Here is a 25,756-nt window from a genome sequence, read left to right as displayed (position 1 = left end):
CTCAGTTCACCTATGAGCGATGCTCCTATTATCTATTTTGACAACTGGGTTTTATCTGATTATCAGGAAGAAAGCAGTTTAGTTATATGATAGGTTACTTGGCTGACCTTGTCATTTGCTCAATCTGATCCCACATTTCTTCAGGAACCATCTCCAACCCATTAAATTGTCCGGCACCTTTGATCCACTCTCCGCCATCTATGGTTATGATTTCGCCATTTACATAAGCTGAAAAATCGGAAACCAGATAAGCACAAAGATTGGCCAGTTCCTGATGTTCTCCATTTCTTCCCACAGGAACCTTTTGTGCAGGATCGAATTTTTTCTGCAAATTTTCGGGCATCAATCTGTCCCAAGCACCTTTGGTAGGAAAAGGACCTGGCGCAACAGCATTCAACCGGATTTTGTATTTTCCCCATTCGGCAGCCAGGGAGCGCGTCATTGCAAGCACTCCTGCTTTGGCACATGCAGAGGGTACTACATAGGCACTTCCTGTAAAGGCATAGGTTGTTAATGTATTGAGTACCGTTCCGGCTTGTTTTTCTTTTATCCAGTGTTTGCCAAATGCAAGGGTATAATTAATTGAACCCTGCAAAACGATTCCAATAATAGATTCAAAAGCGCGATGCGACAATCTTTCTGTAGGGCTGATAAAATTTCCGGCAGCATTGTTCACAAGCACATCTACTTTTCCAAATTCAGCAATGGCAGCATCTCTTACTTTTTCTACCTCTTCATAGTTGCGCACATCCGATTGCAGAGGCAAAACTTTACCACCGGTTTCTTTTTCCATTTCTTTGGCAGTTTCTTTCAAACGGTCAAGCTTTCTGCTGGTAATAACCAAGTTTGCACCCAGTTTTAAAAAGTAAGTCCCCATAGATTTTCCGAGGCCGCTGCCTCCACCTGTAATTAAAATTGTTTTGCCTTTTAGAGCATCATCTCGCATCATGGGTTGCTGATAAGTGTTCATTGTTTTACATTTTTTAGTGTTAATTCAGTATCTATCTTTTGTTTTTATAAACTCAAAAGCGAGCAAAGCTGCAAGTCTTGCTGTTCGGTCGTCAATATCGTATTTGGGATTGAGTTCGTATATCCCCAAAGAAAGCACTTTTTCTTCAGAAGCTGCAATGGCTGTCATTTGCAAAACTTCTGAAGGGGTAAAACCTTCTGCTGCAGGGGCTGATACGCCAGGAGCGTATGCTGCCTGTATAGCATCTAGATCAATACTGAGCACAATTTTATCCACCCTTTTAGAAAGTGCTTTTAAGACTTTATTAAACTGTAAAACTTTATTGGCTTGTCTTAACTCAGGAAATGTATGCACTTCTATATTTTTAGCCTCTGCATAATCCCAAAGCTCCTGCCCATTACAGTGTTCTCCAATACCAAACTCCACTAAGTTTTCACCTTTAATTACTCCCTTTTCTATTGCCATATAAAAAGGAGAACCGCTTAAAATTTCAGGGCTGGGTTTTCGAAGATCAAAATGCGGATCGATATTGATACAGCCCAGTTCGCCACTGATAGAATTTTTAACTCCTGATAAATGTGGGTATGCATAATCGTGACCACCCCCGATAAAAATACTGTATGGAGATTTTTGATGTCCTCTACTAAGCTCAGTCGCTACTTTTATATGGGTTGAAGCAATATCTTTTTCAGGGCTTATTAAATTTAATTCAGCCAATACTTCGGGCCATTTCCCTCTGCTTTTTGTCTTTTTAAAAAAATGTTGAAATATTTCCGGTCCTTTTGCTGCCCCAATTCGTCCATTATTGTTAGCAACTGCTCTGTCATCTTCACAGCCAAGAAGGAAAAATGATTGCATGATTTTTTTTGCTAAAACTAATAAAAAAGCCCATTGATCTTTAGCATGATTTTTATTTAGTTAAATTTTAGTTAAAAAACTGTTAACTTCATTTTTCTAAAAAAAAGGGTTTGCCCTTTTTACTTTATTTACTAATAACTCAAACCAAAGGTGAAATGAACCAAACAAAAAACCTGTTGATTTGGATTTGCTGTGTTTTATTATGTCTTAACAACTCTACAGCCCAAGTCAACCTTAACGGACAACTCGATAATATCGAGGAATTTTCTACAATTATTACCAAGGATGTTGTGATGCCGGATGGCACTGTTTTAAAGACTGATGTCTTTGTGCCTGTATTGCAGGATTGCCTTACTGTAAGCTTTGAAGCTTCAGAATTTCCATTGCCAATTCCTGATTTAGACCCTGTTGTTACATTTGAAGTAATCAAGCGCGGTACACAATTGTTTATTTATGAGGATTTCAATGGGCAACCAGTAGATTCGGTTGAAGATAGAAATGCTTACCAGTTGCCTTTTATCTTCACAAGAACACCTTATAACAAAAAAGGAGATATTACAGGCAGGATTATTTCCATTATGGGTTATGCCTATGCTTTACAGGATATGCGCGGGCGCTATTCTTCAGAGGGAGTTTATATGCCTATGCTTTCTGACGGGTGGAATAAAAATGCCTATCACAACAATTATGGGCATGTTTTGGACCGTACAGACTTAGCCGACAAAAGAAATGGCAACAAACATGAAGACGGATACTGGAGTATTCAATACATTTTGAATGATCTGGAGAGGTTTTACGATGTGGACAGGGATGGTGTTATGGATACATTTAAATTTTGCAATGGAAGTGTTGGGATGTTTGGGGCATCAGCCCTTGGGAATACCCAATACCAAGCAGCTGCAGCGCATCCTATTAATCCAGATACTGCTGGCTTAAAATGTTTATTGCCAATTGTAGCCACAAATGAACATTACAAATATACAGGCTTTCAAAATGGTGTTTTAAGGGAAAGAATTGTTACAGGATGGATAAGAGGTCAAATTTTTGATGTAGAAGATGATTCTATTCAATTTGACAATGACGAGTTTAATGATTTACATACTCCATTTGACTACGGGCTTCCCAATAAATTTGATGCAGCTAACCTGGCAATTGATCACTTTATAAGTGTTCGGTATGAATCTGGTGATGGTAATGGTCTCGGCCCTGCTGGTTATTACCCCAATTCACCCGGTCGTACTGAAATGGATGCAAGTTTTGCTCCTGTAAATGCCCAAGGAGAATCTGTTGTGGGTGCACTTAATCCAAATGGATACGAAGGCATTCAAGAACCCCTTCCCAATCTTAATTATTCAAGATATACCAATATGGATGTTCCTGCCTATCACTTGTCAGGTTGGTGGGATATTTTTACTGATGGACAGATAGATACCTGGCGTAAAATGAGAGAAAATATTCAAGGAAAAAATAAAGGTCTGCAAAAACTTGTAATTGGTCCCTGGGCACATCAAACTATTGGTGGTACAGAAACTGGAGACATGGTATATAAAGACAATGTTGCTGATATCATGGGGTTTGATCTTAGTGATATCGATATAGACAAGATTGAAGTTGATAAAGTACTTCAATCCGAACTTATCTCCTGGTTTAGATACAATCTTAATTATAATAACTATGCAAATATTGGTTTACCAACAGCTTTGATTCCCGAAAGTAATGATTGGCAAGAAATTGGAGATAGTATATATATCAGAATTCCAGCTGAAGATTATAAATTGCCATTTAATGGTTTAATCAACTTATTAATTGGAGAGGGAGAATTGCCTGGAGTTCCAATTGAATTAAATATTAAAGGCAATATTCAGAATATAAGTTATGATGTTCCTGCATTTGACGAACCACTTTTGCCTGAATTTACAGGTTCAGAAATCACATCTGCTATTGATTCTGTCGATTATGAAAGTATTGCTGATGTTAGATTTTACGTTGTGGGCCCCAATAACGATGGTAATGCTGATAACGAAGCACTTGGTAATTATTGGTTTCATACAGATACTTTCCCAATAGTTAATAATATTGAATGGAGGGATATGTATTTACATAAAAATGGTGATCTGAACACCACTTCTCCTACAGAAAATGAAGGATATAGTATTTATATACACGACCCTGATAGCCCTGTAAAAACGCATGGTGGCGGAAATATGATCGTAAGTACTCCTGATGGGGACAGAGATAGTCAGGGGCAGATGAATCTTGCCGACCCACGCTATTCACCATATACTTTAAACCATCCTGGTGTAGTTCAGTACAGTTATGAAGTAACTCAGGATTCTATGTGTATTATAGGATTTCCAAATGCCACTGTTTATGCTAAAACAAATCCCGGAGGAAAAGTATCAGGCCCTACTGATACCGATTTCTTTGTGAGAATTTTAGATGTTTATCCCGATGGCCGGGAGTACTTTGTAGTTGAAGGCTGTGTAAATGCAAGAGGTAGAGATTATGCAAGGCAATTGCTCGAGGGACCAGAAGACCCTAATATCCCTTTTACCAATATCGAGATTGGGCAAATTTATGAATACCGATTTGGACTAATGCCTATTGCTTATACCTGGGGAAAAGGACATAAAATAAAAGTGCTGATCAGCAGTAGCAACCACAATCGCTATCAAGTTAATCCCAACCTTCCTATAGAAGAAGGCGAATTTTTCAGACGACAACCCAATGATGGTAAAACATATGTTTACCAAGGCGAGGAGATGGAGCCCAGAATTGCAGTACAGCGCATTGCACATTCCCCTGAGTATCCTACTAAAATTACTTTACCTGTTTATAATAAGAATTACACAAATATTGTAGATAATGTGTATAATTCTGATTTTGAACTTGATGCAATGATTTATCCAAATCCAAGTTCAAATATGGTTAATATTTACATGAACGCCTCTGAGGAATACACCCTCATCATCAATGACCTGATGGGGAAAGTTGTGTATGAAAGCAGGTTCAGTGACAATACGAACCTTGATGTCAGCAATTTTGACAAAGGCATGTATCTGGTAGATATTCGCGATACTAGAAATCCTGAGCAAAGGGTGATGCGTAAAATTATTGTTCAATAAATAATTTTTCGCAAAGCACACTTGTCGTCTATGCTCAATTTATCAATAAATATTTTTTTTTGGAAAAAGGGGATTCCCCGAAAAAATGAACCGTTCATCATGGAGAAATTTGTTTGTATTATAGCGCTACTGTCGCTATGTTTAAGTCAATCTATTGCCCAAAATACCCTAAGAGGAAAAGTACAGGACGAGCAAACTAAAGAAGCACTTGTAGCTGTGAATGTTCTTATCGAAGGCAGTAATAAAGGAACAGTTACTGATCTTGAAGGTAATTTCGAGCTCAATATTGGAGATGTAGACCGCGTTGATATACTTATTTCTTACGTGGGTTATGAACAGAAAAAAATTACATTCACTGTGCCATTTAATGAAAATGTAACTATTAACCTGAGACCGGCTATTATTCCAGGGCAGGAAGTTGTAGTAACAGCTTCTCGAGTAAGCGAATCACTTATGGAAGCTCCCTTGGAAATTCAAAAAATGAACACTTCAGACATTAAAACTTCTGCTTCAGGTGATTTCTATGAAAGTATGGGCAGCCTTAAAGGAGTGGATATGATAATGGCCAGTGAAGGGTTTAAGGTATTTAATACTAGAGGTTTTAATACTACTGCACCAGTCCGTATTGTGCAGTTCGTTGATGGAGTGGACAATCAGGCACCGGGACTTAATTTTCCTGTAGGTAATTTGGTAGGCGCACCTGATATTGATTTGGAGAGTGTTGAGATAATTTCCGGACCCGCGTCTGCACTTTATGGCCCTAATGCATTCCAGGGTGCAATAAGTATGAAAACAAAGAATCCATTTGATTACCAAGGAGTCAGTGCCCAGGTCAAAGGAGGGAATAGAGGGTATTATGATATTCAGGCGCGCTATGCACAGGCATTTGGAGAAAAGGAAAAATTTGCTGTAAAATTAACTGCCGGTTACATGGAAATTGATGACTGGGAAGCTAATGATTCAGTAGCCAATCGTTATGGGGATATTGAAACAACTCAGGATCTTACAAAGATTTTATATGAACTTGCTGAAGATGAAACCATTGACCCCGAAGACCGCGAAACCTATATTAAATTAACTACTGGGTATCTGGACTTTGCACCTGAGGCTGCTCCCGGGAAAAAAGAAATTCACGCACCCGGATACGATGAAGTTGAAATAGCTGATTATCGTACAAAAAGTTTGAAAATTGCTGCAGCAGCCCATTATAAAATAAATGATAACCTTGAAGCATCCTATAACTATAAATTTGGTAGAGGTACAGGTATTTATCAGGGGTCAAACCGCTATAGCATCAACAATATCACTTTTCAGCAACATCAACTTGAATTGAGTGGAAAGTATTTTACAATTCGCGGTTATACCACAAAAGAAAATGCCGGGGATTCCTACGATATGGTGTTTACTGCTAATAATCTTTCCAGACAAGGTGTCCCTGAGTGGATAGGTGAATACCTCAGTACTTATTTTGAACAATTGGACACCCTTACAGATTTCGATCCTGACGAAACGGATATTGAAGATGTAGAATACGCAGACTCTGTTGCAAGAGTTGCTGCCGATGGGGCTTGGTTTCAACCCGGTACACATGAGTTTGATTCAATTTATCAAGCAACAATCAACAATCCAGATTTGCAAGAAGGATCAAAATTTGTTGATGAATCTTCTCTACAGCATATTGACCTTCAATTTAATCCTTTGGCATGGAAAGGGGAATTGTGGACAAAAGAAATTGATATTTTAATGGGGGGGTCTTTCAGAATGTATCAACCTAGATCATTTGGTACTATTTTCAGAGATACCCTGGTAAATCCTGCGGATACACTGGAAAACGGAAACCCCGACACTGATGCTGAATTTGTTAATCTTAACACCTATGAGTTTGGTATGTTTACCCAGATATCGCGTGAGTTTTTTGACGATCACTTGAAATTGATCGGTTCAATTCGCTACGATAAACACCAAAATTTCAATGGGCAATGGTCGCCCAAAGGATCTATACTTTTCAACTGGAACCAACACAATTTTCGTTTATCAGGACAGTCTGCTTTCCGGGCACCAACACTTCAAGATCAATATATTCAGCTCGATTTAGGACCAATTAAATTGCTTGGAAATATTAATGGATTTGAAAATTTGTACACATGGGAATCTGTACAGGATTTTAACGCCATGAAAGATTCAACTAAACCAAATTCTGCAGGGGTTGAAGAATATGTTGGAGAAATAGATCCTTCCTTGCTCGACTCAATAACTTTGCAGCCTGTTCAACCAGAACAAGTAAGAACTATTGAATTGGGATACAGGGGTGTATTTTTTAAGAAATTCTATGTCGATGCAACAGTATATTATAACTGGTACAAAAATTTTATCGGGGATATTCGTGTAGTTCGTCCATTAGGGGATGGAAAAGCCGGTGAGCAAAGCGGAGAAGATGCCATTATTACTGAAGAATACGAACTTTACCAGATAAAGGTAAATGCAAAAGAAACTGTTCGTTCATGGGGATTTTTGCTGGGCTTGTCTTATTATTTTGGAAAAGGCTACAGTGCATCTGCAAATTATACTTATGCAGATATCAATACTGACGACCTGACTGACCCAATTATTCCAGGGTTTAACACCCCAAAACACAAAATGAACCTGGGCGTACAGGGCAAAATGATCTGGAAAGGCTTGGGCTTTAACGTAAATTGGAAATGGGTTGATGATTATTTCTGGGAAAGTTCTTTTGGTGATGGACAGGTAGAAAGCTTCAATATATTGGATGCACAGTTGAACTATCAATTGCCAGACTATTATCTCACTTTTAGTGTTGGTGGATCAAACCTTACCAACCAAAAATACAGAACTTCATATGGTACACCTCTTATCGGTACTAGAGTTTATGCTTCAGTTTTGTTTGATATGAATTTCAAACGATAAGCTGGAACACATATAATTATCGAGCTCAGGTTAATAAGAGGGATGTCATAAAGGCATCCCTCTTTTTAGTAAATATTATTTGAGAGCATTACCAAAGTACAGGCATTTTCCGTAGTAATGCCATTTTCATTAGCCAGTTTTTCAAGCGTAGGGTTTTCTGCTCCGGGATTGAAGATGATTCTTTTGGGCTGCCATTTTAAAATTTGATCGTAATACTGCTTTTGATTTGCAGGGTTCAAATATATTGTCAAAGTATCTATATCCTGCCATTCTTTCACTGTGTTTTCAATAAAGACATCAGCTACTTTCCCTTCTCTTTTCCCCAGCGCTAGTACCGGATGATTATAGTTGCGAAGTTTTTTAATCGCTTTGTTTGAATAGCGATGTTCATTTTCAGATGCACCTAATACTAAAGTTTTCTTACCCATAATTTTTGATCTTTCCAATACCTAACAAGAAAATACGCAAAAAAGCTTAAGAAAATTGAAACAATTTCCAAAAGATAGGGTAAAAGGAAACAACAAACCAAACCAGGCATAATGGAAAATCGAACTGAACGAATGAACCGCTTATTGGATAGATTGAATGTTCAACTTGCGCTTAAAAGAAGAAATCGAAGAAAGCCAAAAACAGCTCATAAAAAAGAACAACTACAACACGCTTCTTTGATCTGTAAATTATTTAACAAATCACTTAAAGTGAAATTAAAAGCAAATTTTGCTTCCAGGGAAATGATAATTGTTGATTTCATGGTTTTAGAAAATTTTCTAATCACTCCAAATGATAATTTTATAGACCTTGTGAATATTGATGAGATTACTTTTGTATAGAATAATGCCATAGAAAAAATATTTTTTTCTAAAGACACAATGATTTATTTGGAATTATTTGTAACTTATTATGCCACTTTTCGGTATAATAAATAAAATCTTTGTGCCTATGGAAAATTTAATGATCAACAAAATTGAAAAAGAGCAAGTAAAAGAACTTGAATTTTTCAAAGAAAACACACAGCGCAACAAGATTGAGAGAAAAAAAATCCACAATTTATTGTACATGGGTATGTTGCTGGGCAATAGCTATCGGCATAAAGTAAAGATAATCTTTGAAAGTATGGACGGGCGCAAAATGGTTGAAACAACAATTTGGGCAACTACTGAAAACAACGTGATATTAAAGGGCGGCACTACAATTCCCGTTTCAGCAATTGTCGATATTCATCTTTGTTAAATTTATTAAAATCAAAGGTATTATTAACACTATCTTATTAGCGTAATACTGCCTTTTATGTTCTTAACTTCTTGGTTAGAACCAAGAAAGGAGTACACTGCGCTATAGGTATATACGCCAATATAGGATTCTGTTCCGTTTGATAAATTGCCATCCCAGGAGAATTCTGGATCATCTGATTCGAAGACCAATTCGCCCCAGCGATCAAATATTCTAAAGCTAAAAGTCCGAACAGAATTGAAATTTCCATAAATCCTGTACAAATCATTTTCACCATCGCCATTGGGGCTGAAAGCATTTGGGAAAAATAAATTTCTGCTATCGTCCACTTCTATAAAAACAGAAATATCCCTAGAGCAAATAATACCTGTTTGATTATCTGACATCACTTCTATAGCTCCCCTTAGCGAATCGGAAGCAGTAAAGTTAATACCGGGATCATTGCAATTATTACAGCTAATTTCTGTGGATTCCCAGATATAATTGGCCATTGGGTCGTAATTTGAACTGAAAAACATTTCCAAAGTCTCGCCCAGTTCCATTTCTGGATTTTCAGGTTCATAAGAATAAGCAATACTATCTGGCCGAGTCAATTCTACGGATGTACTTGAGCTACAGTTGTTTTCATCCAAAACTTCAAGGGAATAGCTTCCTGCCGGAAGATTATTTGCGGTTGTTGATGTTTGCGCATTTCCATTTACCAAAAGTTGATAAGGAGCAGTGCCACCTGAAGGATTGATACTTATTGTACCATCATTGTTTTCAAAGCAAGAAACATTTTGTGTTGAAATGGTAAATGTCAGTGAATCGGGCTCATTGATGACTACAGATACGGTATCTGCACACCCAAAAGCATCTTGTACAGTAATAGAGTATGCTCCTGGAGATAAACCATCAATGGCATTTGTGGCATTCCCAGTCTCCCACTCATAATTATAAGGCGATATGCTACCACCGCCACTAACTCTTGCTGAACCATCATTTGCGCCAAAGCATGTAATATCTTCAGACTGTGTTTCAGCACTTGGATTAAGTACTGTCAAAATAATATTCACCAAACTATCACATGCAGATTGGGAACTCAATTCATTAAGGTATTCGCCTTCAGAATCTACACTGCGGCCGTCTGGCAATATATAGTTCTCGCCTAAACAAATGGTATCAAATACATCAGTTTGAAAGACAGGCATTAATACTAGCGTAGTTACAATTAAGCTATCACAATCCTGAACAGAACTAAGCATGGTATTATAGACACCTGCGCTGTCAACAGCATTTCCATCAGGTAAAATATGCGATTCATTCTCACAAATCATAATGTCTAAACTATCGGTAAATATGGGATGAACAGTCAGATTAATTGTAATGACGCTGTCACAGCCAAATTGATTTTGAAGTGTATCTAAATAGGTATCCGATGAATCTACAATTCCTCCCGAAGGCAAGGTATAGGTTTCATTTTCGCATATTTCAGGGTTGACAATACTTGCGGAAATAGGATTTACGATAAGGTTGGTTATCACTGTACTATCACAGCCATTTATGGAACTAAAGTCACTATTATAAGTGCCTGTAGCATTGACTGGATTTCCATTTGGGAGCATAAAAGTTTCTCCCTGGCAAATGGTATCGAATAATTCTGTTGAATAAACAGGATCAATACTTAAATCTGTGACAACAATGCTGTCGCAACCATTTAAATCACTAATGGTGTCATTGTAAATACCAGCGGAATATACTACAGTACCACTTGGAAGCGAAAAACTGTCATTGGCACAAATTGAAACATTTTGATTGGAAAGCGGCCTATTGGGAATGACTATTTCCTGCAAACTAGTATCTACAATACAGGCCAAATATTTGATCAATGCTACATTATAAGAGCCGGGAATAGTGTAATTATGAGAGGGGTTAAGTTGTGTAGAAGTGTTCTGAGGGCCAGATATAGGATCGTCAAAATGCCAGCGTACAGAATCAAAAAATGTGGTATTTCCGCTAATGGTAAAATCCGTAGGCTGACCAATACAAGTACCTGAATAGTTAATGGCCAATGTAGTATCAAAAAAACTTTGTATGAATGGAGGCAGTCCTAAAATTGCATTTCTGCCTTGGAGGTTAACAGCATTAGGCTGTACATTACAACCAGGACCAACTACATTGGGGTTATTGATGGCTGTTAGAAATGGTCTGCCATAATCTGGAAGATAAAGTTTCTCATCAGGACCCTGTTGAATGGCTCCGCCTCGGTATGGAGTTCCGGTTCCTGGGACAGCCCCTAAATTTTGTGCTGAATTTATAATATCAGCTGGGGTTCCTGCCTGTAAATTCCATTGAACCAATGCCCCCCCTTGGATGGACAATCCATAGAGTAAATTATTATTTGGGGAAAAAGCAACACCGTAGCAAGATCCACCCTGACCTAAATTTATCGGATTCGATACTATCCCGGTAGATCTATCAAAATCATATAATTCAAAACCTACAGTGCGCATTGCTGAAGCTAGTTTTACTCCATTTGGCGAAGCGGTTAAATAACCCCAGCCTGGAGCCCCTTCTACTGAGCCTATATCTGAAATTACAGGGGAATTTACTCCATCACAATCTACCAGATAGGCATAATACCTGTTGTTGTTCAGTCCATGAGACAATACCCATACATCTAAGCCATTATCGTGTTTAACTGCTGTTAATTTTTCAACAGAAGGAGCAAAAAGTAACGTGTTCTTATTCGCTGCAATTACATCACCATTTCCATTATCTAAAGTCATATCTACTTCAGAATACCTAAAGCCGTTAGGGCCACCTGCGCCATCTACTGTAAATACAATAAATAAATTTGGATTTCCTGGCTGAGGCACAATTAAACCTGATTGTGCAGCCGTGGGATTTCCAAACAATCCAAAGCCATTGGGCATTTGTTGATGGTTGCGGTTGTATACAAAAATACCATCTGTATAAAAAATCAGGTTGCCATTTTTGTCAGATATCGAGGCACAACCCTCAATTGTGTTTAGTGCACCATTGGTTAAGGCTACTGGTGCTCCACCGTTAAAATCAACTCCAGCATTGCTTCCAAAATACCAGATATTTGCTTCCCCTTGAGCAAAGGTGCATTCTGAAACTAAAATCAAGAAAACAACTATGATAAATCTCATGTCTGAATATTTATTATACCTGATCACCCTTTGAATTTCATAAATTTACAACATTAAGCAGCAAATATTGAAGATTTGATACCACACAAAATCCCAATTATTGACATTGAGCCATTATTTGCCTCTAATAGTGATTCTGGATCTTACAATAAAACTATCAAGGAAATAGCCCAAGCTTGTAGGAAAAATGGCTTTTTCTATATTTCTGGCCATTCCATTTCTGGAGATCTTCAAAACAAGCTAGAAGCACTTAGCAAAGTATTTTTTGAACTTCCGCTTGAGGAGAAAATGAAAATTTCCATGCAAAAAGGTGGAAAGGCCTGGCGTGGATATTTTCCAATTGGCGATGAATTGACATCCGGCAAGCCCGACCAGAAAGAAGGTTTGTATTTTGGTAGCGAGCTGGATAGCACACACCCAAAAGTAAAAGCTGGAATTCCACTACATGGCTCAAACCTTTTTCCTGAATATCCTTCAGAGATGAAAGCGTTTGTTTTGGAATATATGTCCAAGCTCGAGCAAATTGGTCACGCTTTGATGAAAGGCATTTCGCTTAGTGTTGGACTTGAGGAAGATTTTTTTCACAGGAAATTTACATACGATCCCACTTTGTTGTTTCGTATTTTTCACTATCCTGCTCAGGAAGAAGCATCTGAAAATTGGGGTGTTGGTGAACATACCGACTATGGTTTGCTCACTATTTTAAAACAAGATACATCTGGGGGATTGCAGGTGAAAAGTAAAGGTCAATGGATAGATGCGCCTCCCATAGAGAATACCTTTATCTGCAATATTGGCGATATGCTGGATAAAATGACAGGGGGATTGTACAAATCCACACCACATCGGGTGCGGAACACTTCTGGCAAGGGTCGCCTCTCATTTCCATTTTTCTTTGACCCTTCATTTGATGCTGAAATCAAAAAAATTGTCACCCACAATCCCACACAAGATGATTACCAACAGCGTTGGGACAAAGAAGATGTGCATGCCTTTGGTGGTACTTATGGGGAATATCTATTGCAAAAAGTAGGCAAGGTGTTTCCGGATTTGAAGGATGGGTTGAATTAAAGGATTCATAGGTAGTCTGTCAAATGTAGCATCAAGGCATGCCTGTCAGAGTAGCTTGGTAGCCACAAGGCATGCCTTGTGGCTACCAAGTCTTTGAAAGAGAGTCTCTTTCTTTGCTTTCTAAATGAATATCGCAATTCAACAAATACACCAAAATACAATATTTATAAAATTATCATTACATTTATTTCTCACTAATCAATAGTGTTTTTTATAAAATGGGCAACTACAAAAACAAATATAGACCCTCTTCAGCAAGAGCCCAGTGGTGGGATTATAGCTGGGCAGCTTCTTATTTCATTACCATTTGCACCAAAGAACGGGAACATTTTTTCGGTGAGATATCAAATGGGAAAATGCAATTGTCACATGTAGGGGTAATTGCAGATATATGTTGGAATGAGATCAAGAATCATGCGAAAAACATAGAGCTTGGCAAATATGTAATTATGCCAAATCATGTGCATGGCATATTGATATTGAAAGGTAATGATATGTTGGGTAATTCTGGCCCAAAAGATATTGACCCTGTAGATCCCGTAGAGACAAGGCATGCCTTGTCTCTACGGGATCTACCAAACCAACAGAACCAAGACCTAACAAAAAAATCCATTGGACAGCAAAGATTTCAAAACCAGGGAAAGAATACCATTTCATCTATTGTAGGCGGATATAAATCTGCAGTAACCAAACATTGCAATCGTCTTGAATTTGGTTTTGCCTGGCAATCCAAGTTTCACGATCACATTATAAGGGATGAAGCGGAATTTCATAAGATCAGTATATACATCGAAAACAATCCCGCTAATTGGAAAGACGACAAGTTTTATGATTGATTTTGGAACAGAAAACTTAACCGTGTTTTATCCTATTTTCTCTACAGCCTCTCTCAAAACCTCACACTTTTTAAGTAAAGCTTCCATTTTGTCCAGGTGCAGCATATTTTTTCCATCGCTCAGTGCTTCTGCGGGATTGGGATGTGTTTCAATGAAAAGTCCATCGCAGCCAACGGCAATTCCAGCTCGGCAAATGGTTTCGATCAATTCTGGCCGACCACCCGAAACACCGCTCTGTTGATTGGGTTGTTGCAAGGAGTGAGTGGCGTCCATAATTACCGGGCAATTGAATTTCTGCATTTCAGGAATAGAGCGGAAATCCACCACCAAATCCTGATAGCCAAATGTAGTGCCGCGCTCCGTTAGCATTACTTTTTCATTACCGCTTGCCCGTACTTTTTCCAGTGCAAAACCCATTGCATCGGGTGCAGCAAATTGCCCTTTTTTAATATTCACCCATTTACCAGTTTTTCCTGCTGCTTGCAATAAATCCGTTTGTCGGCAAAGAAAAGCGGGGATTTGCAAATAATCGGCAACTTCTGCTGCTTCTGCTGCTTCATGTGCTTCATGAATATCCGTAAGAATGGGAAGTTCCAGTTCTGTTTTTACTTTTTCTAAAATCCTGAAGGCTTCATCCCTGTATATGCCGGTGAAATTTTCCAGGCGGCTGCGGTTGGCCTTTTTGTAGGAGCTTTTAAACACATATTCCCAGCCCAGTTTTTCTGCAAGTGCTTTTACATGCTCCGCTACCTGCATCACTACAGCTTCATTTTCAACCACACATGGCCCTGATATGAGTATAAATTTTTTCATTTTTTTCTTCTGATTTGCTCACCAAGATACCCCCCGTGGTGTCGTTTTTCGAAATCTGCTTTTGTAATCCCTTTTTCTTCCATCACCAGCATACAAAGCACATCACCCAGTGCCAGCATTGCAGTAGTAGAGGTAGTGGGCGCCATTTCCAGGGGACAGGCTTCTTTCATATTTCCAATATTGAGGATTAAATCTACTTCTTGCTTGATTTCGGCTTTGGGATTTGAGGTAATTCCAATCACTTTTATCTCTGGGTGCAATTGTTTTGCGAGAAAAATCAATTCCAGAATTTCCCGGGTTTTTCCAGAATTTGAAAAAACCAAAAGCAGATCCTTTCTGCCCAAAATTCCCAAATCACCATGTTGCGCCTCGCCCGGATGCAGAAAAATAGCGGGCGTACCTGTTGAGGCAAAGGTGCTCGCTACTTTTCGTGCGATAATTCCCGCTTTGCCCATGCCGCTTGCCACTACTTTCCCCTTGCAATTGCCCAGCCATTGCAGTGCCGTTTCCAAATGATCGTCAAGTGGAATGTTTTTGATCGCTTCGCTTTCCTGAAGCAGAATTTCTTTTGCCCTGTTTATTCTGGAAGCCATTTTCCTTTTTCCCAATCTCGTGAATTCACTACTTTATCATCAATAAAAACATCGTAAGGTGGTTTGGTCAGACGCAATTCATGATATTTGGCACCGGCAGCTTTTAGCTGTTTCTCTGTAAGTTCCGTCCAGTCCAGCCCGGATTTCATTCCGCGCGCAGTCCAGTAAACGATGTAATGTCCTTCATCGTACAACTTGTTCACCCTTTCAATATTTTCCTGCATGGGCGTGGATTTTTCATAGTCCGTACCTTCTGTATGCATCACCGTATTGTCAATATCTACAAATATGTCCATAATGAGCCCAAAAATAGGGCTTTTTTTTGGCAGCGGGAACCTCACTGCAGTTCCTGAACAACTTTCCAATCAAGCTATCTCCGATTTTTAGTTCAGCGAACTTTTTCTGTTTGGTTTTAAACTACCTATATGTAGCTAAACTTAAAAATCAAGCTAAATTAGAATTAGTCTAAATCAGTCATTATAATCAATTTAATATTTTGTTAAACTTTGATTGTCAAATATTAGAAAGTTATTGTTAAAAATATATAGTTAAAAAACTAAAACGTATTGTATGTGATAAATTTACGAGTATATTAATGCATTGTTCATTCATTGCTTTAGCTAAAACGAAGAAGTAGCTTTGTGTCTGTAATGCAAGAAGATGCTATAATAGAAACTGCCATTTGCTGTTATCATTGCGGTGATGAATGCAATGATGACGTTTTGTATAAAGACGAAAAAGCATTTTGTTGCAGGGGGTGTAGTACTGTTTACACCCTTTTAAAAGAACATGAATTATCCGATTATTATCAGATAGCGTCTGCTCCAGGCATAAAAAAAAGTAAGGAAAAAAGAACAGGAAAATATGCATGGCTTGATGAAGCTGATATTCGGGATGAATTGATCCGGTTCAACAATGGCACATTGTCTACTGTGGTCTTTAGAATTCCTTCCATTCATTGCTCTTCTTGCATCTGGTTGCTTGAAAATTTATACAAACTTTCAGAAGGTGTTCAGTCTTCTACCGTGAATTTTATGCGGAAAGAGATAAGCATCCGCTTTGATGAAAAAGTAATCAGCTTGCGGCAGCTGGTAGAATTGGTGGACAGCATAGGCTATGAACCTGAAATCAATATTGAAAACAAAGACAAGCAAGCAGCACATATCAACAGAGACCGAAGTCTGTTTTATAAAATTGGTATAGCAGGTTTTTGCTTTGGCAATATCATGTTGCTAAGTTTTCCCGAATATCTTGGTTTGAACCATATTGGAGGCATTGCTTTTCGCGAATTGTTTGGTTATCTGAATTTGCTGCTTGCACTTCCGGTTTTTTTCTACTGTGCAATAGATTACTATCGTTCTGCCTGGACAGGCCTTCGCCAAAAAGAACTCAATCTCGATCTGCCCATTACACTTGGAATTATAGCATTGTTCGGAAGAAGTGCTTATGAAATTTTATCCGCTACGGGCTCCGGCTATATGGATTCACTCGCGGGACTGCTCTTTTTTATGTTGATTGGCAAATGGTTTCAAAGTAGAACTTATGAGCAGTTGTCCTTTGAGCGCGATTACAAAAGTTATTTTCCAATTGCAGTCACCAGGTTGAATAATGGCAAAAAAGAAAACATTGCGATAGAGAAGGCAGAAGTAGGAGATATATTGAAGATTTATCACGAAGAATTAATCCCTGCCGATGCTTATTTACTCGATGATAAAGCAGCAATAGATTACAGTTTTGTAAGCGGAGAATCCGATCCGGTAATGATTAAAAACGGGCAAAGTATTTTTGCTGGTGGTCGCCTAAAAAGTCCTTCTATAAAAATTCGTGTAAAAAACAAAGTCAGTCAGAGCTATCTCACTTCTCTGTGGAATCAGGAATCAATTCAACAGACAAACAAGAACGAACGCTCCCTTGCCGATAAACTGAGCCGGTATTTTACTCCTGCAGTGCTTTTTATTGCTGTTCTCACAGCTATTTACTGGGGAATGGAAGACTGGGGAAAGGCCGTTTTGGCTTTTACATCTGTATTGATTGTCGCTTGTCCCTGTGCGCTTGCTTTGTCTTCACCATTTACACTGGGCAATGCTATGCGCATGTTGGGCAGAAGTCGGTTTTATCTTAAAAATCCCTGGGTAATAGAACGCATGGCAGAAGCGACCCATATTGTGTTTGACAAAACAGGCACGCTTTCACTCAGTGAAAATGCAAAAGTTGAATTTATTGGCAATGAACTAAGCTTAGAATTGAAAGCAAAAATTGCTGAACTCTGTGCACAATCAGCACATCCTGTAAGCCGCCTGATTGTCGATTATCTGGGTGTACAAAATGGTGCAGCAAGTCTCTCTCACTTTCGGGAAATTCCCGGAAAAGGCCTGGAAGCATTGTTAAACGGAGATAGAGTTAAAGTGGGGAAAGCTGCATTTGTAGGGCTTGATGACCGTAAAGCATTAAATGCCAAAAGTTATGTTTCTGTCAATGGAGCAACGATTGGTTACTTCACCCTGGCATATCAATATCGAAAAGGACTTTCAGGATTAATCCGAAAATTAAAAGACAGGTACAAACTCTCATTGCTTTCGGGTGATCACGATACGGATAGCACTCTTTTAAGAAAATGGTTTGGCGAAGAAGTGCCTTTGTATTTCAGGCAAAGCCCGCATGACAAATTCAGGTACATTGAAAGGCTTAAGGAAAAAGGAAATAAAGTCATTATGGTAGGTGATGGCCTCAATGATGCCGGTGCATTGATGAAAAGTGATGTAGGCATTGCGGTAGCGGACAGCATCAATAATTTTTCTCCGGCCTGTGATGTCATAATGGATGGAACAGAGCTAAATAAATTGGATAAATTTTTGAATTATTCGAAAAAGAGTATTGCATTGGTGAAAGTGGCTTTCATAATTTCTTTGCTCTACAATACAATAGGGATTGGATTTGCAGTTGCGGGAATGCTGTCTCCTCTTTTGGCAGCAATATTAATGCCGCTTAGCTCCATTAGCATTGTGGCATTTGGAACTTCATCAACCTGGCTTTTGGCTAAAAAACACAGATTGCAAAACCCGATAGACAAAGTGAATATAAACAAGAAATATAACACGGAAAGCAATAGAAATATTGAGCAGAAATTAATTCAACAAGTTTGAATACAATATAAATGAGTGCAATAATTGTTTTAATTCTTATAAGTATAACTGTCGCACTGGGCTTTTTAATTGCCTTTTTCTGGGCAGTAAAAGATGGTCAGTATGACGATGAATACACTCCTTCTATAAGAATGCTTTGGGATGACAATAAGCCCTCCAAATCAAAAGAAAAAGATAAAAACTTAAACGCTAATACAAAAAAGAAGCAATGAACGCAGTTGAAAAATTCCATTATGACAATAGGGTTGTCAAATACTTTGCCATAGCCACTAGTTTGTGGGGTGTTGTAGGAATGTTGGTAGGCTTGATAGCTGCCATACAGCTTATCAATCCGGCTTATAACTTTAATACAGCCGAGATCACTTTCGGAAGAATACGACCACTGCATACCAATGCTGTGATTTTTGCATTTGTGGGCAATGGCATATTCATGGGGGTGTATTATTCACTTCAGCGACTGTTGAAAGCTCGGATGTTTAGTGATGCACTGAGCTATATCCACTTCTGGGGCTGGCAGGCTATTATAGTTTCGGCTGCTATTACACTTCCTTTGGGACTTACTTCTTCTAAAGAATATGCAGAATTGGAATGGCCAATTGACATTGCCATTGCACTTATCTGGATCGTGTTTGGACTCAATATGTTTGGCACTATTTTAAAAAGAAGGGAGCGCCATTTGTATGTAGCCATCTGGTTTTATATTGCCACCTGGTGTACAGTTACCGTACTGCATGTTGTCAATTCACTGGCCATACCAGCCGAATTGTTTAAAAGTTATTCTGTGTTTGCCGGAGTCCAGGATGCACTGGTACAGTGGTGGTACGGGCATAATGCCGTAGCATTTTTCCTTACCACACCCTACCTTGGATTGATGTATTATTTTGTGCCAAAAATTGCAAATAGGCCGGTATATTCCTATCGGCTCTCGATCATTCACTTTTGGGCACTTATTTTTATCTATATCTGGGCGGGGCCACACCACCTGCTTTATACTTCATTGCCGGATTGGGCGCAGTCGCTGGGTACGGTATTCTCAATAATGCTGATTGCCCCTTCATGGGGGGGTATGCTCAATGGTCTGTTGACACTTCGCGGTGCATGGGATAAGGTACGAAGCATGCCCGAGCTCAAATTTTTGGTTGTTGCACTCACCGCTTATGGCATGGCGACTTTTGAAGGGCCGATGCTCTCGCTGAAAAGCGTCAATGCCATCAGTCACTATACCGACTGGACCATTGCCCACGTGCATGTGGGAGCCCTGGGCTGGAACGGTTTCCTCACATTTGGGGTGCTGTACTGGCTGATACCGACCATGTTCAGAACAAAACTCTTTTCTACCAAACTGGCCAATCTGCATTTTTGGATCGGTACGCTGGGTATTGTGGTTTACACGGTTCCGCTCTATTGGGCCGGGCTTACACAAAGCCTGATGTGGAAAGAATTTACAGAAGAAGGTTTCCTGAGATATCCCAATTTCCTGGAGACGGTTACACAGATATTGCCCATGTATAAAATGCGCGCTATTGGTGGTGCTATATATTTGACAGGAGCACTTATTATGCTCTATAACCTGATCAAAACAGCAAGGCAAGGCACTTTTGTAGCGAATGAAGCAGCCGAAGCACCACCACTTGAAAAAGAACACAATGTATCGAAAGGCGACCACTGGCACAGATGGATTGAAAGACGCCCAATGCAAATGTTGCTGTTCAGCACAATTTTAATTCTTATTGGTGGGATAATTGAAATGGTGCCCACATTTATGATCAAATCCAATGTGCCGACCATTGAATCGGTAAAGCCCTACACACCACTGGAGTTGACAGGCCGGGATATTTATGTTCGGGAAGGCTGTAATACTTGCCACTCTCAGATGATTCGGCCATTCCGCTCAGAAACAGAACGCTATGGTGAATATTCTAAATCCGGTGAATTTGTTTATGATTTTCCCTTCCTGTGGGGCTCAAAACGCACCGGACCTGATCTACACAGAGTTGGAGGGAAATACCCCGATTCCTGGCATTTTTATCATATGCTCGACCCGCAAAGTATTTCTCCCGGATCCATTATGCCGGCTTATCCCTGGATGTTTGACGATGAATACGATAAATCAAGTATTGCCTCAAAAATCAGGGTGATGCAGACGCTGGGAGTCCCCTACCCCGAAGGCTATGATGAAATTGCTGCTGATGAAATGGACAAACAGGCCAAAAAGATTGCCGACAACTTTGCGCTAAATGAAATAGACATTGCTTATGATAAAGAAATCATTGCATTAATCGCCTATTTACAAAGATTAGGGACAGATATTAATGCTAAAGAAGAAAGTACAAATGAATAGTTATGTATAAAGATGTATTAAGATCAATTCAAGATATAGGACTTTTTCCGGTCATATCATTTGTTTTGTTCTTTCTTTTCTTCATAATCATGATCCTGTGGGTAATGATGTATAAAAAAGATAAGATCAAAAAAATGGAAAACCTCCCTTTTGATGAAGGTCAATCAAAAAAAGAAAAGCAAAATCATGAAACGTCCAATGAAAAATAAAACCCTCTTTACTTGCTTGCTGATATTTTCAGCCTTGAATCAAGCTTTTGCACAGGCAGATAGCCCCATTCCCTTTTCTGAAAAATATGAGGAGCAAATCATATTAGGCGCTATATTGTTGGCGCTTTTAATTGTTTTTTTCACGGTAATTGTCATGTTCTCCCAGTTGATGGGTGAAATAAGTGACATGAGAGAAAAGATACTTAAAGAGCGCGGCCTGTGGAAAGAAGATGAAGTGCCTGTCGTGGATAAATTCTGGCAAAATGTAGAAGAGAAACTCACCGACATTGTTCCCGTTGAGCAAGAGCATGAAATAGAAATGGATCATGATTATGATGGCATCAGGGAACTGGACAACAACCTGCCACCCTGGTGGAAATGGCTTTTTTATGTTTCAATCATTTGGTCGGGCGTCTATTTGTTTCATTACCATGTTTCTGGCAGTGGTGATTTAATGCTGGATGAATACGAAAAGGAAATTGCACAAGCTGAGGTAGCTCGTGATGAATATCTGAAAAAAGCTGCACAAGGGGTGGATGAAACAAATGTGACTGTTCTGAATTCGACAGCAGACCTGGGCAAGGGGAAACAAGTTTATATGATCAATTGTGCGGCTTGTCACGGTGCTGAAGGCGAAGGTGGAATTGGCCCCAATCTCACGGATGATTATTGGTTGAATGGTGGAGGCGTAAAAAACGTATTTGAAGTGATAAAGTACGGAAGACCCCAGAATGGTATGATTTCCTGGCAGGCACAGCTAAAACCTTTGGAGATGCAACAGGTCGCCAGTTATATATTGAGTATGGATCCTGCAGATCCATCTATTGCAAAAGAGCCAGAGGGCGAATTGTGGGAGGAAGAGGAAGCAGAAGTGCCTGAAGAACAGGAAGCTGATGCAGCAGAAGGGGAAATTGCAGAGCCTGAGGTGGAAAAAAACAAAATAGAAAATGAGAACGAAATTTAAATAAAACTGTTCTGAATTGAAATAGCATTATGGCTGAAAATACTGAGAAGGAAGATTTCAGAGACAGTATTTCTACTGTAGATAAATCGGGAAAAAGAATCTGGGTATTCCCCAAAAAACCTTTTGGCAGATATTTTAATGCACGTGCATGGCTGAGCTATTTTCTGTTGATCTTTTTCTTCACCGCTCCTTTCATTCACATCAACGGGCAGCCCCTTTTGATGCTCAATATTTTCGAAAGAAAATTTGTCATTTTTACCTTTCCCTTTTGGCCGCAGGATTTTTTCGTATTTGTCCTGGCAATGATTACACTCATTGTATTTATAGTACTGTTCACTGTAGTTTATGGTCGTTTGTTTTGTGGCTGGGTTTGTCCGCAAACCATCTTTATGGAAATGTTTTTTAGAAGAATTGAATATTGGATAGAGGGAGATGCCAATCAACAGCGAAAATTAGACAAGCAGGAATGGAACAGGGATAAAATCATAAAAAAGGGAGGCAAACACATTATTTTTTTGGTCTCCGCTTTTGCCATCGGCAATACTTTTATGGCATACCTGGTAGGGCGGGAAAAATGGTTGCAAATCGTTACAAGTTCACCCATAGAGCATTTAGCCGGGTTCTTTGGTGTAATTGTTTTCTCCATGGCATTTTATGGTGTTTTTGCATTTTTGAGAGAACAGGTTTGCACTACTATTTGCCCATACGGACGGCTACAAGGGGTGCTGCTCGACCGCGATTCCATAGTAATTGCCTACGACTGGCTGCGCGGAGAACCCCGTGGCAAACTTAAAAAGAACGAACCCGATCCAAACCTGGGAGATTGTATCGATTGTAATTTATGTGTACAGGTTTGCCCTACAGGAATCGATATCAGAAATGGAACACAACTGGAATGCATCAATTGCACGGCATGTATTGATGCCTGTGACCATGTAATGGACAAAATCGACAAGCCTCGAGGTTTGATTCGCTATGCCTCATACAATAATATTGCAGAGAAAAAACCTTTTGCATGGTCGCCCCGAATGCTCGGATATACCGGTGTTTTAATTGTTTTGCTCTTTGTACTTACAGGGGCACTTTTGACACGTACAAGTGTGGAAACTACCTTGCTGCGTGCACCGGGAACTTTGTTTAGAGAATCTTCGGAAGGAAATATCAGCAATATATATACGCTGCAAATGGTGAATAAAACTTCACAAACTTTTGAAGTGGAATTGAAACTTGAAGGTATTGATGGAAAGGTTACTGTTGCAGGTGGAACTCCTTTGGTCGAAGCGCAATCTATGTACGATGGAGCAGTGGTGATAGAAATCCCGAAAGAAAAATTAGAAAGCAGGAAAAATAAAATACAAGTGGGTGTATATAGAGACGGGAAAAGCATCGATATTGTGAAAACGCAATTTTTAGCACCTTAAAATAAAAGTAGGGGCGAATGGCCGTGCGCCCCTACTTTTATTTTAGACGGATTTGATTTAAAAATAAGATATAATGAATTTTCACTGGGGCTATAAAGCAGCCGTTTTTTACTTGAGTTTTGTTGTGTTTATGCTTGTTTTGGTAGCGAAAGCAGTCAATCAGGATTTTGATTTGGTCACCGAAAATTATTACGACAAAGACCTTTCTTATCAGCAACAGATCGACAGGTCCCAAAACTCTAAAAACCTACAACAACCCTTGAAGATTATATTTGATAGGGACAAAGCCCAACTGACATTCACATTTCCCGAAGATATGGATGATGTAAATGGCGAAATACATTTGTACAAACCCGATAAAGCAGCATACGATCTAAAAATACCTATTGAAAAAAATGAGGCCGGAGTTCAATTCATAGATTTTTCAAAGCAGGCAGAAGGTTTGTGGCGTGCCAAGGTACATTGGTCTGCAAATGGAATTGATTATTATGACGAAAATGTTTTCGTAAAACAATAGATCATGTTTGTCTGGACAGCTTTTGTTTTTGGTTTGCTCAGCAGCGTACACTGTGCCGGAATGTGTGGCCCTATTGCCTTGGCTTTGCCGGGAAAGAAATCCGCTTCAAGAGCCCGGTTTTTCCTGGGCAGGATACTCTACAATTCAGGCCGCCTGACTACTTATACCCTTGCCGGCTTGTTGATCGGGCTTTTGGGCAAGGGCATTTCAATTGCCGGTTATCAGCAAAGCCTTTCCATTGCCATTGGTATCGTACTGTTGCTGATTGCCGTGTTTTCCATTAACCCGGAAAGCATTACCCAGAAAGCATACTGGATGCGGGGATTTTACACTTTTATCACTAAAAAGCTGGGCGGTTTGTTGAAAAACCCCAATGCCTTTTCCTACTATTCCATTGGTATTTTAAATGGCTTTTTACCCTGCGGGGTGGTCTATATTGCCCTGCTGGCCGGACTGGCAGCAGGAGGGGTGTTTGAAAGCGGGTTGTATATGTTTGTTTTTGGCCTCGGCACCTTCCCCATGATGCTTGTGCTCTCCCTTGCAGGCGGCATGGTGCAAATGAAATTCCACAAAATACTGCGCAAGGCCATGCCTTTTGCCATTGGCTTTTTTGCCGTTTTACTGATCCTCAGGGGACTCAACCTCGGCATTCCCTACATCAGTCCTGTGCTGGGAGATGGGGTGGAGGTAGAGAGGTCTTGTCATTAGGTAACGGTTCTCTGATAATATGCCATCATGATCACTTGTCACCTGCATTATTCACGTTAATTTATATATGTTGTCTTTCCAGCCCGAAGGTCTAAGGTGCACTGGAGTATATTTATGCAATTCTTCTTTCCCAAAAAAAGGAATAAACCTGGATGAGTTAGCTAGTAAATTTGCTGAGTTTTCATAACAGTAATAGCACCATGCAATTTTCGAGATTGTATGCCCTTTTTCAGTTTTGTAGTATATTTCAGTTTTCAATCTTTTATAATAGCATTTGTCAACGCCTTCAAATTCATCAAGTGCTAATATTCCCTTTTTGTCAATTTCAAATAATTCACCTTTTATCTTATAACTATTGGGATAATTCTTACTATGAATCATAAATGGAGCGTTCCATTTACCGGCCTGTAATAATGGATATTTGAATTTTGTTCTTGCATCTGCAATGTAGCAAGCTTTTGCTTTCACCATAATAGAATGATTCGGAAAGCCTCGCTTTAAAGTCCCATAACTAAATACCAGATTGTTTTCAGGATGTAAATTCATGCATGAAAATGATTATACAGACAAGACAAGTATTTACTAGATTTATAGTTCAATTACAAACACTTTATTAATTGCAGGTAACGAGTGTATAAAGACAATCGTCATCTATTTAGTGTTTGTCTATTAAGTCAGAGTCTGCTTCAGAATGTTCGAGTTCGAGGCTTGCGTAGTCCTGAAAATCAAGAGTTTACTTATGTAAATGACTGTTTTCAGGGCAAGCGTAACGAAGAAATCGGACATTATGGACAGACACTATTTAGTTCATTAATAACTAACTGCTTACAATAGTTTGTTGATCGAGTATGTCTATTAATTTTGCTTAGAAAATCTT

The 25,756-nt window shown here is 39.2% G+C and carries 21 protein-coding genes; 13 read left to right on the top strand and 8 right to left on the bottom strand.

The features are described 5' to 3' along the window. Positions 1-94: 94 nt before the first annotated feature. Positions 95-970, bottom strand: a complete 876-nt coding sequence (locus WD048_14945; GenBank protein MEX0813514.1) for an SDR family oxidoreductase — start codon at positions 968-970, stop codon at positions 95-97. Between the two features lie 24 nt (positions 971-994). Next, on the bottom strand, positions 995-1,828 hold the full coding sequence (locus tag WD048_14940; protein MEX0813513.1) for a formimidoylglutamase: 834 nt from the start codon (positions 1,826-1,828) through the stop codon (positions 995-997). Between the two features lie 155 nt (positions 1,829-1,983). On the opposite strand from WD048_14940, the gene WD048_14935 reads away from it, so the two are divergent. Both WD048_14935 and WD048_14930 read left to right on the top strand, forming a co-directional pair. Next, positions 1,984-4,953 carry a CocE/NonD family hydrolase gene (locus tag WD048_14935; protein ID MEX0813512.1) on the top strand — a complete coding sequence of 990 codons (2,970 nt, stop codon included), beginning with the start codon at positions 1,984-1,986 and terminating at the stop codon, positions 4,951-4,953. A 99-nt stretch (positions 4,954-5,052) separates the two neighbouring features. Further along, entirely contained in the window at positions 5,053-7,878 is a 2,826-nt protein-coding gene (locus WD048_14930; GenBank protein ID MEX0813511.1) for a TonB-dependent receptor, read from the top strand. A gap of 65 nt (positions 7,879-7,943) precedes the next feature. Here WD048_14930 and WD048_14925 read toward each other — a convergent pair whose 3' ends face one another. Then, positions 7,944-8,306 (bottom strand): CoA-binding protein, encoded by a 363-nt coding sequence (locus WD048_14925; protein ID MEX0813510.1) that lies wholly within the window; start codon positions 8,304-8,306, stop codon positions 7,944-7,946. A gap of 111 nt (positions 8,307-8,417) precedes the next feature. Here WD048_14925 and WD048_14920 point away from each other — a divergent pair, with 111 nt between their 5' ends. Beyond that, complete coding sequence (locus WD048_14920) at positions 8,418-8,708, top strand: hypothetical protein (GenBank protein MEX0813509.1); 291 nt, start codon at positions 8,418-8,420, stop codon at positions 8,706-8,708. Between the two features lie 109 nt (positions 8,709-8,817). After that, entirely contained in the window at positions 8,818-9,108 is a 291-nt protein-coding gene (locus WD048_14915; GenBank protein ID MEX0813508.1) for a hypothetical protein, read from the top strand. Between the two features lie 29 nt (positions 9,109-9,137). On the opposite strand, the gene WD048_14910 is transcribed toward WD048_14915, so the two are convergent. Next, a complete protein-coding gene (locus WD048_14910) occupies positions 9,138-12,263 on the bottom strand; it encodes a gliding motility-associated C-terminal domain-containing protein (protein MEX0813507.1) in 3,126 nt (1,041 codons plus the stop codon). A gap of 75 nt (positions 12,264-12,338) precedes the next feature. Here WD048_14910 and WD048_14905 point away from each other — a divergent pair, with 75 nt between their 5' ends. After that, on the top strand, positions 12,339-13,334 hold the full coding sequence (locus tag WD048_14905; protein MEX0813506.1) for a 2-oxoglutarate and iron-dependent oxygenase domain-containing protein: 996 nt from the start codon (positions 12,339-12,341) through the stop codon (positions 13,332-13,334). A gap of 218 nt (positions 13,335-13,552) precedes the next feature. Then, positions 13,553-14,170, top strand: coding sequence for a transposase (locus tag WD048_14900; protein ID MEX0813505.1), 618 nt, complete (start codon positions 13,553-13,555; stop codon positions 14,168-14,170). Positions 14,171-14,197: 27 nt separating this feature from the next. On the opposite strand, the gene kdsA is transcribed toward WD048_14900, so the two are convergent. Genes kdsA through WD048_14885 form a run of 3 tightly spaced genes read right to left on the bottom strand, consistent with a single transcriptional unit; the run spans position 14,198 to position 15,872 of the window. Beyond that, complete coding sequence (gene kdsA, locus WD048_14895; GenBank protein ID MEX0813504.1) at positions 14,198-14,983, bottom strand: 3-deoxy-8-phosphooctulonate synthase; 786 nt, start codon at positions 14,981-14,983, stop codon at positions 14,198-14,200. Beyond that, positions 14,980-15,576: an SIS domain-containing protein gene (locus tag WD048_14890; GenBank protein ID MEX0813503.1), complete on the bottom strand. Its 597-nt coding sequence runs from the start codon at positions 15,574-15,576 to the stop codon at positions 14,980-14,982. Before WD048_14890 ends, kdsA begins: the two co-directional genes overlap by 4 nt. Beyond that, a complete protein-coding gene (locus tag WD048_14885; protein ID MEX0813502.1) occupies positions 15,561-15,872 on the bottom strand; it encodes a hypothetical protein in 312 nt (103 codons plus the stop codon). The genes WD048_14890 and WD048_14885 overlap by 16 nt, the downstream gene beginning before the upstream one ends. A gap of 354 nt (positions 15,873-16,226) precedes the next feature. Between WD048_14885 and WD048_14880 the strand changes: the two genes are divergently transcribed. The 7 genes from WD048_14880 (at position 16,227) to WD048_14850 (ending at position 24,879) form a co-directional block, all read left to right on the top strand. Next, a complete protein-coding gene (locus WD048_14880; GenBank protein MEX0813501.1) occupies positions 16,227-18,719 on the top strand; it encodes a heavy metal translocating P-type ATPase metal-binding domain-containing protein in 2,493 nt (830 codons plus the stop codon). An 11-nt stretch (positions 18,720-18,730) separates the two neighbouring features. Continuing rightward, complete coding sequence (gene ccoS / locus WD048_14875) at positions 18,731-18,931, top strand: cbb3-type cytochrome oxidase assembly protein CcoS (protein ID MEX0813500.1); 201 nt, start codon at positions 18,731-18,733, stop codon at positions 18,929-18,931. Then, entirely contained in the window at positions 18,928-21,060 is a 2,133-nt protein-coding gene (gene ccoN / locus WD048_14870; GenBank protein ID MEX0813499.1) for a cytochrome-c oxidase, cbb3-type subunit I, read from the top strand. The genes ccoS and ccoN overlap by 4 nt, the downstream gene beginning before the upstream one ends. A gap of 198 nt (positions 21,061-21,258) precedes the next feature. Further along, positions 21,259-22,233 (top strand): cbb3-type cytochrome c oxidase N-terminal domain-containing protein, encoded by a 975-nt coding sequence (locus WD048_14865; GenBank protein MEX0813498.1) that lies wholly within the window; start codon positions 21,259-21,261, stop codon positions 22,231-22,233. Positions 22,234-22,262: 29 nt separating this feature from the next. Next, complete coding sequence (ccoG, locus tag WD048_14860) at positions 22,263-23,654, top strand: cytochrome c oxidase accessory protein CcoG (GenBank protein MEX0813497.1); 1,392 nt, start codon at positions 22,263-22,265, stop codon at positions 23,652-23,654. Positions 23,655-23,727: 73 nt separating this feature from the next. Beyond that, entirely contained in the window at positions 23,728-24,171 is a 444-nt protein-coding gene (locus WD048_14855; GenBank protein ID MEX0813496.1) for a FixH family protein, read from the top strand. A gap of 3 nt (positions 24,172-24,174) precedes the next feature. Next, positions 24,175-24,879 carry a sulfite exporter TauE/SafE family protein gene (locus tag WD048_14850; protein MEX0813495.1) on the top strand — a complete coding sequence of 235 codons (705 nt, stop codon included), beginning with the start codon at positions 24,175-24,177 and terminating at the stop codon, positions 24,877-24,879. Positions 24,880-24,930: 51 nt separating this feature from the next. Here WD048_14850 and WD048_14845 read toward each other — a convergent pair whose 3' ends face one another. Continuing rightward, complete coding sequence (locus WD048_14845; GenBank protein ID MEX0813494.1) at positions 24,931-25,425, bottom strand: gamma-glutamylcyclotransferase family protein; 495 nt, start codon at positions 25,423-25,425, stop codon at positions 24,931-24,933. Between the last annotated feature and the right edge of the window lie 331 nt (positions 25,426-25,756).

It is taken from the genome of Chitinophagales bacterium (assembly GCA_040877935.1).
Lineage (GTDB): Bacteria > Bacteroidota > Bacteroidia > Chitinophagales > CAIOSU01 > JBBDNB01.
Note: the sequence above shows the minus strand (reverse complement) of the source record. Positions and strands in the feature narration are given on the sequence as shown.

Bases quoted from the DNA above. Each gene is read 5' to 3' on its own strand.
- WD048_14945 (MEX0813514.1), bottom strand. From the start codon at position 970: ATGAACACTTATCAGCAACCCATGATGCGAGATGATGCTCTAAAAGGC.
- WD048_14940 (MEX0813513.1), bottom strand. From the start codon at position 1,828: ATGCAATCATTTTTCCTTCTTGGCTGTGAAGATGACAGAGCAGTTGCT.
- WD048_14935 (MEX0813512.1), top strand. From the start codon at position 1,984: ATGAACCAAACAAAAAACCTGTTGATTTGGATTTGCTGTGTTTTATTA.
- WD048_14930 (MEX0813511.1), top strand. From the start codon at position 5,053: ATGGAGAAATTTGTTTGTATTATAGCGCTACTGTCGCTATGTTTAAGT.
- WD048_14925 (MEX0813510.1), bottom strand. From the start codon at position 8,306: ATGGGTAAGAAAACTTTAGTATTAGGTGCATCTGAAAATGAACATCGC.
- WD048_14920 (MEX0813509.1), top strand. From the start codon at position 8,418: ATGGAAAATCGAACTGAACGAATGAACCGCTTATTGGATAGATTGAAT.
- WD048_14915 (MEX0813508.1), top strand. From the start codon at position 8,818: ATGGAAAATTTAATGATCAACAAAATTGAAAAAGAGCAAGTAAAAGAA.
- WD048_14910 (MEX0813507.1), bottom strand. From the start codon at position 12,263: ATGAGATTTATCATAGTTGTTTTCTTGATTTTAGTTTCAGAATGCACC.
- WD048_14900 (MEX0813505.1), top strand. From the start codon at position 13,553: ATGGGCAACTACAAAAACAAATATAGACCCTCTTCAGCAAGAGCCCAG.
- kdsA (MEX0813504.1), bottom strand. From the start codon at position 14,983: ATGAAAAAATTTATACTCATATCAGGGCCATGTGTGGTTGAAAATGAA.
- WD048_14890 (MEX0813503.1), bottom strand. From the start codon at position 15,576: ATGGCTTCCAGAATAAACAGGGCAAAAGAAATTCTGCTTCAGGAAAGC.
- WD048_14885 (MEX0813502.1), bottom strand. From the start codon at position 15,872: ATGGACATATTTGTAGATATTGACAATACGGTGATGCATACAGAAGGT.
- WD048_14880 (MEX0813501.1), top strand. From the start codon at position 16,227: ATGCAAGAAGATGCTATAATAGAAACTGCCATTTGCTGTTATCATTGC.
- ccoS (MEX0813500.1), top strand. From the start codon at position 18,731: ATGAGTGCAATAATTGTTTTAATTCTTATAAGTATAACTGTCGCACTG.
- ccoN (MEX0813499.1), top strand. From the start codon at position 18,928: ATGAACGCAGTTGAAAAATTCCATTATGACAATAGGGTTGTCAAATAC.
- WD048_14865 (MEX0813498.1), top strand. From the start codon at position 21,259: ATGAAAAATAAAACCCTCTTTACTTGCTTGCTGATATTTTCAGCCTTG.
- ccoG (MEX0813497.1), top strand. From the start codon at position 22,263: ATGGCTGAAAATACTGAGAAGGAAGATTTCAGAGACAGTATTTCTACT.
- WD048_14855 (MEX0813496.1), top strand. From the start codon at position 23,728: ATGAATTTTCACTGGGGCTATAAAGCAGCCGTTTTTTACTTGAGTTTT.
- WD048_14850 (MEX0813495.1), top strand. From the start codon at position 24,175: ATGTTTGTCTGGACAGCTTTTGTTTTTGGTTTGCTCAGCAGCGTACAC.
- WD048_14845 (MEX0813494.1), bottom strand. From the start codon at position 25,425: ATGAATTTACATCCTGAAAACAATCTGGTATTTAGTTATGGGACTTTA.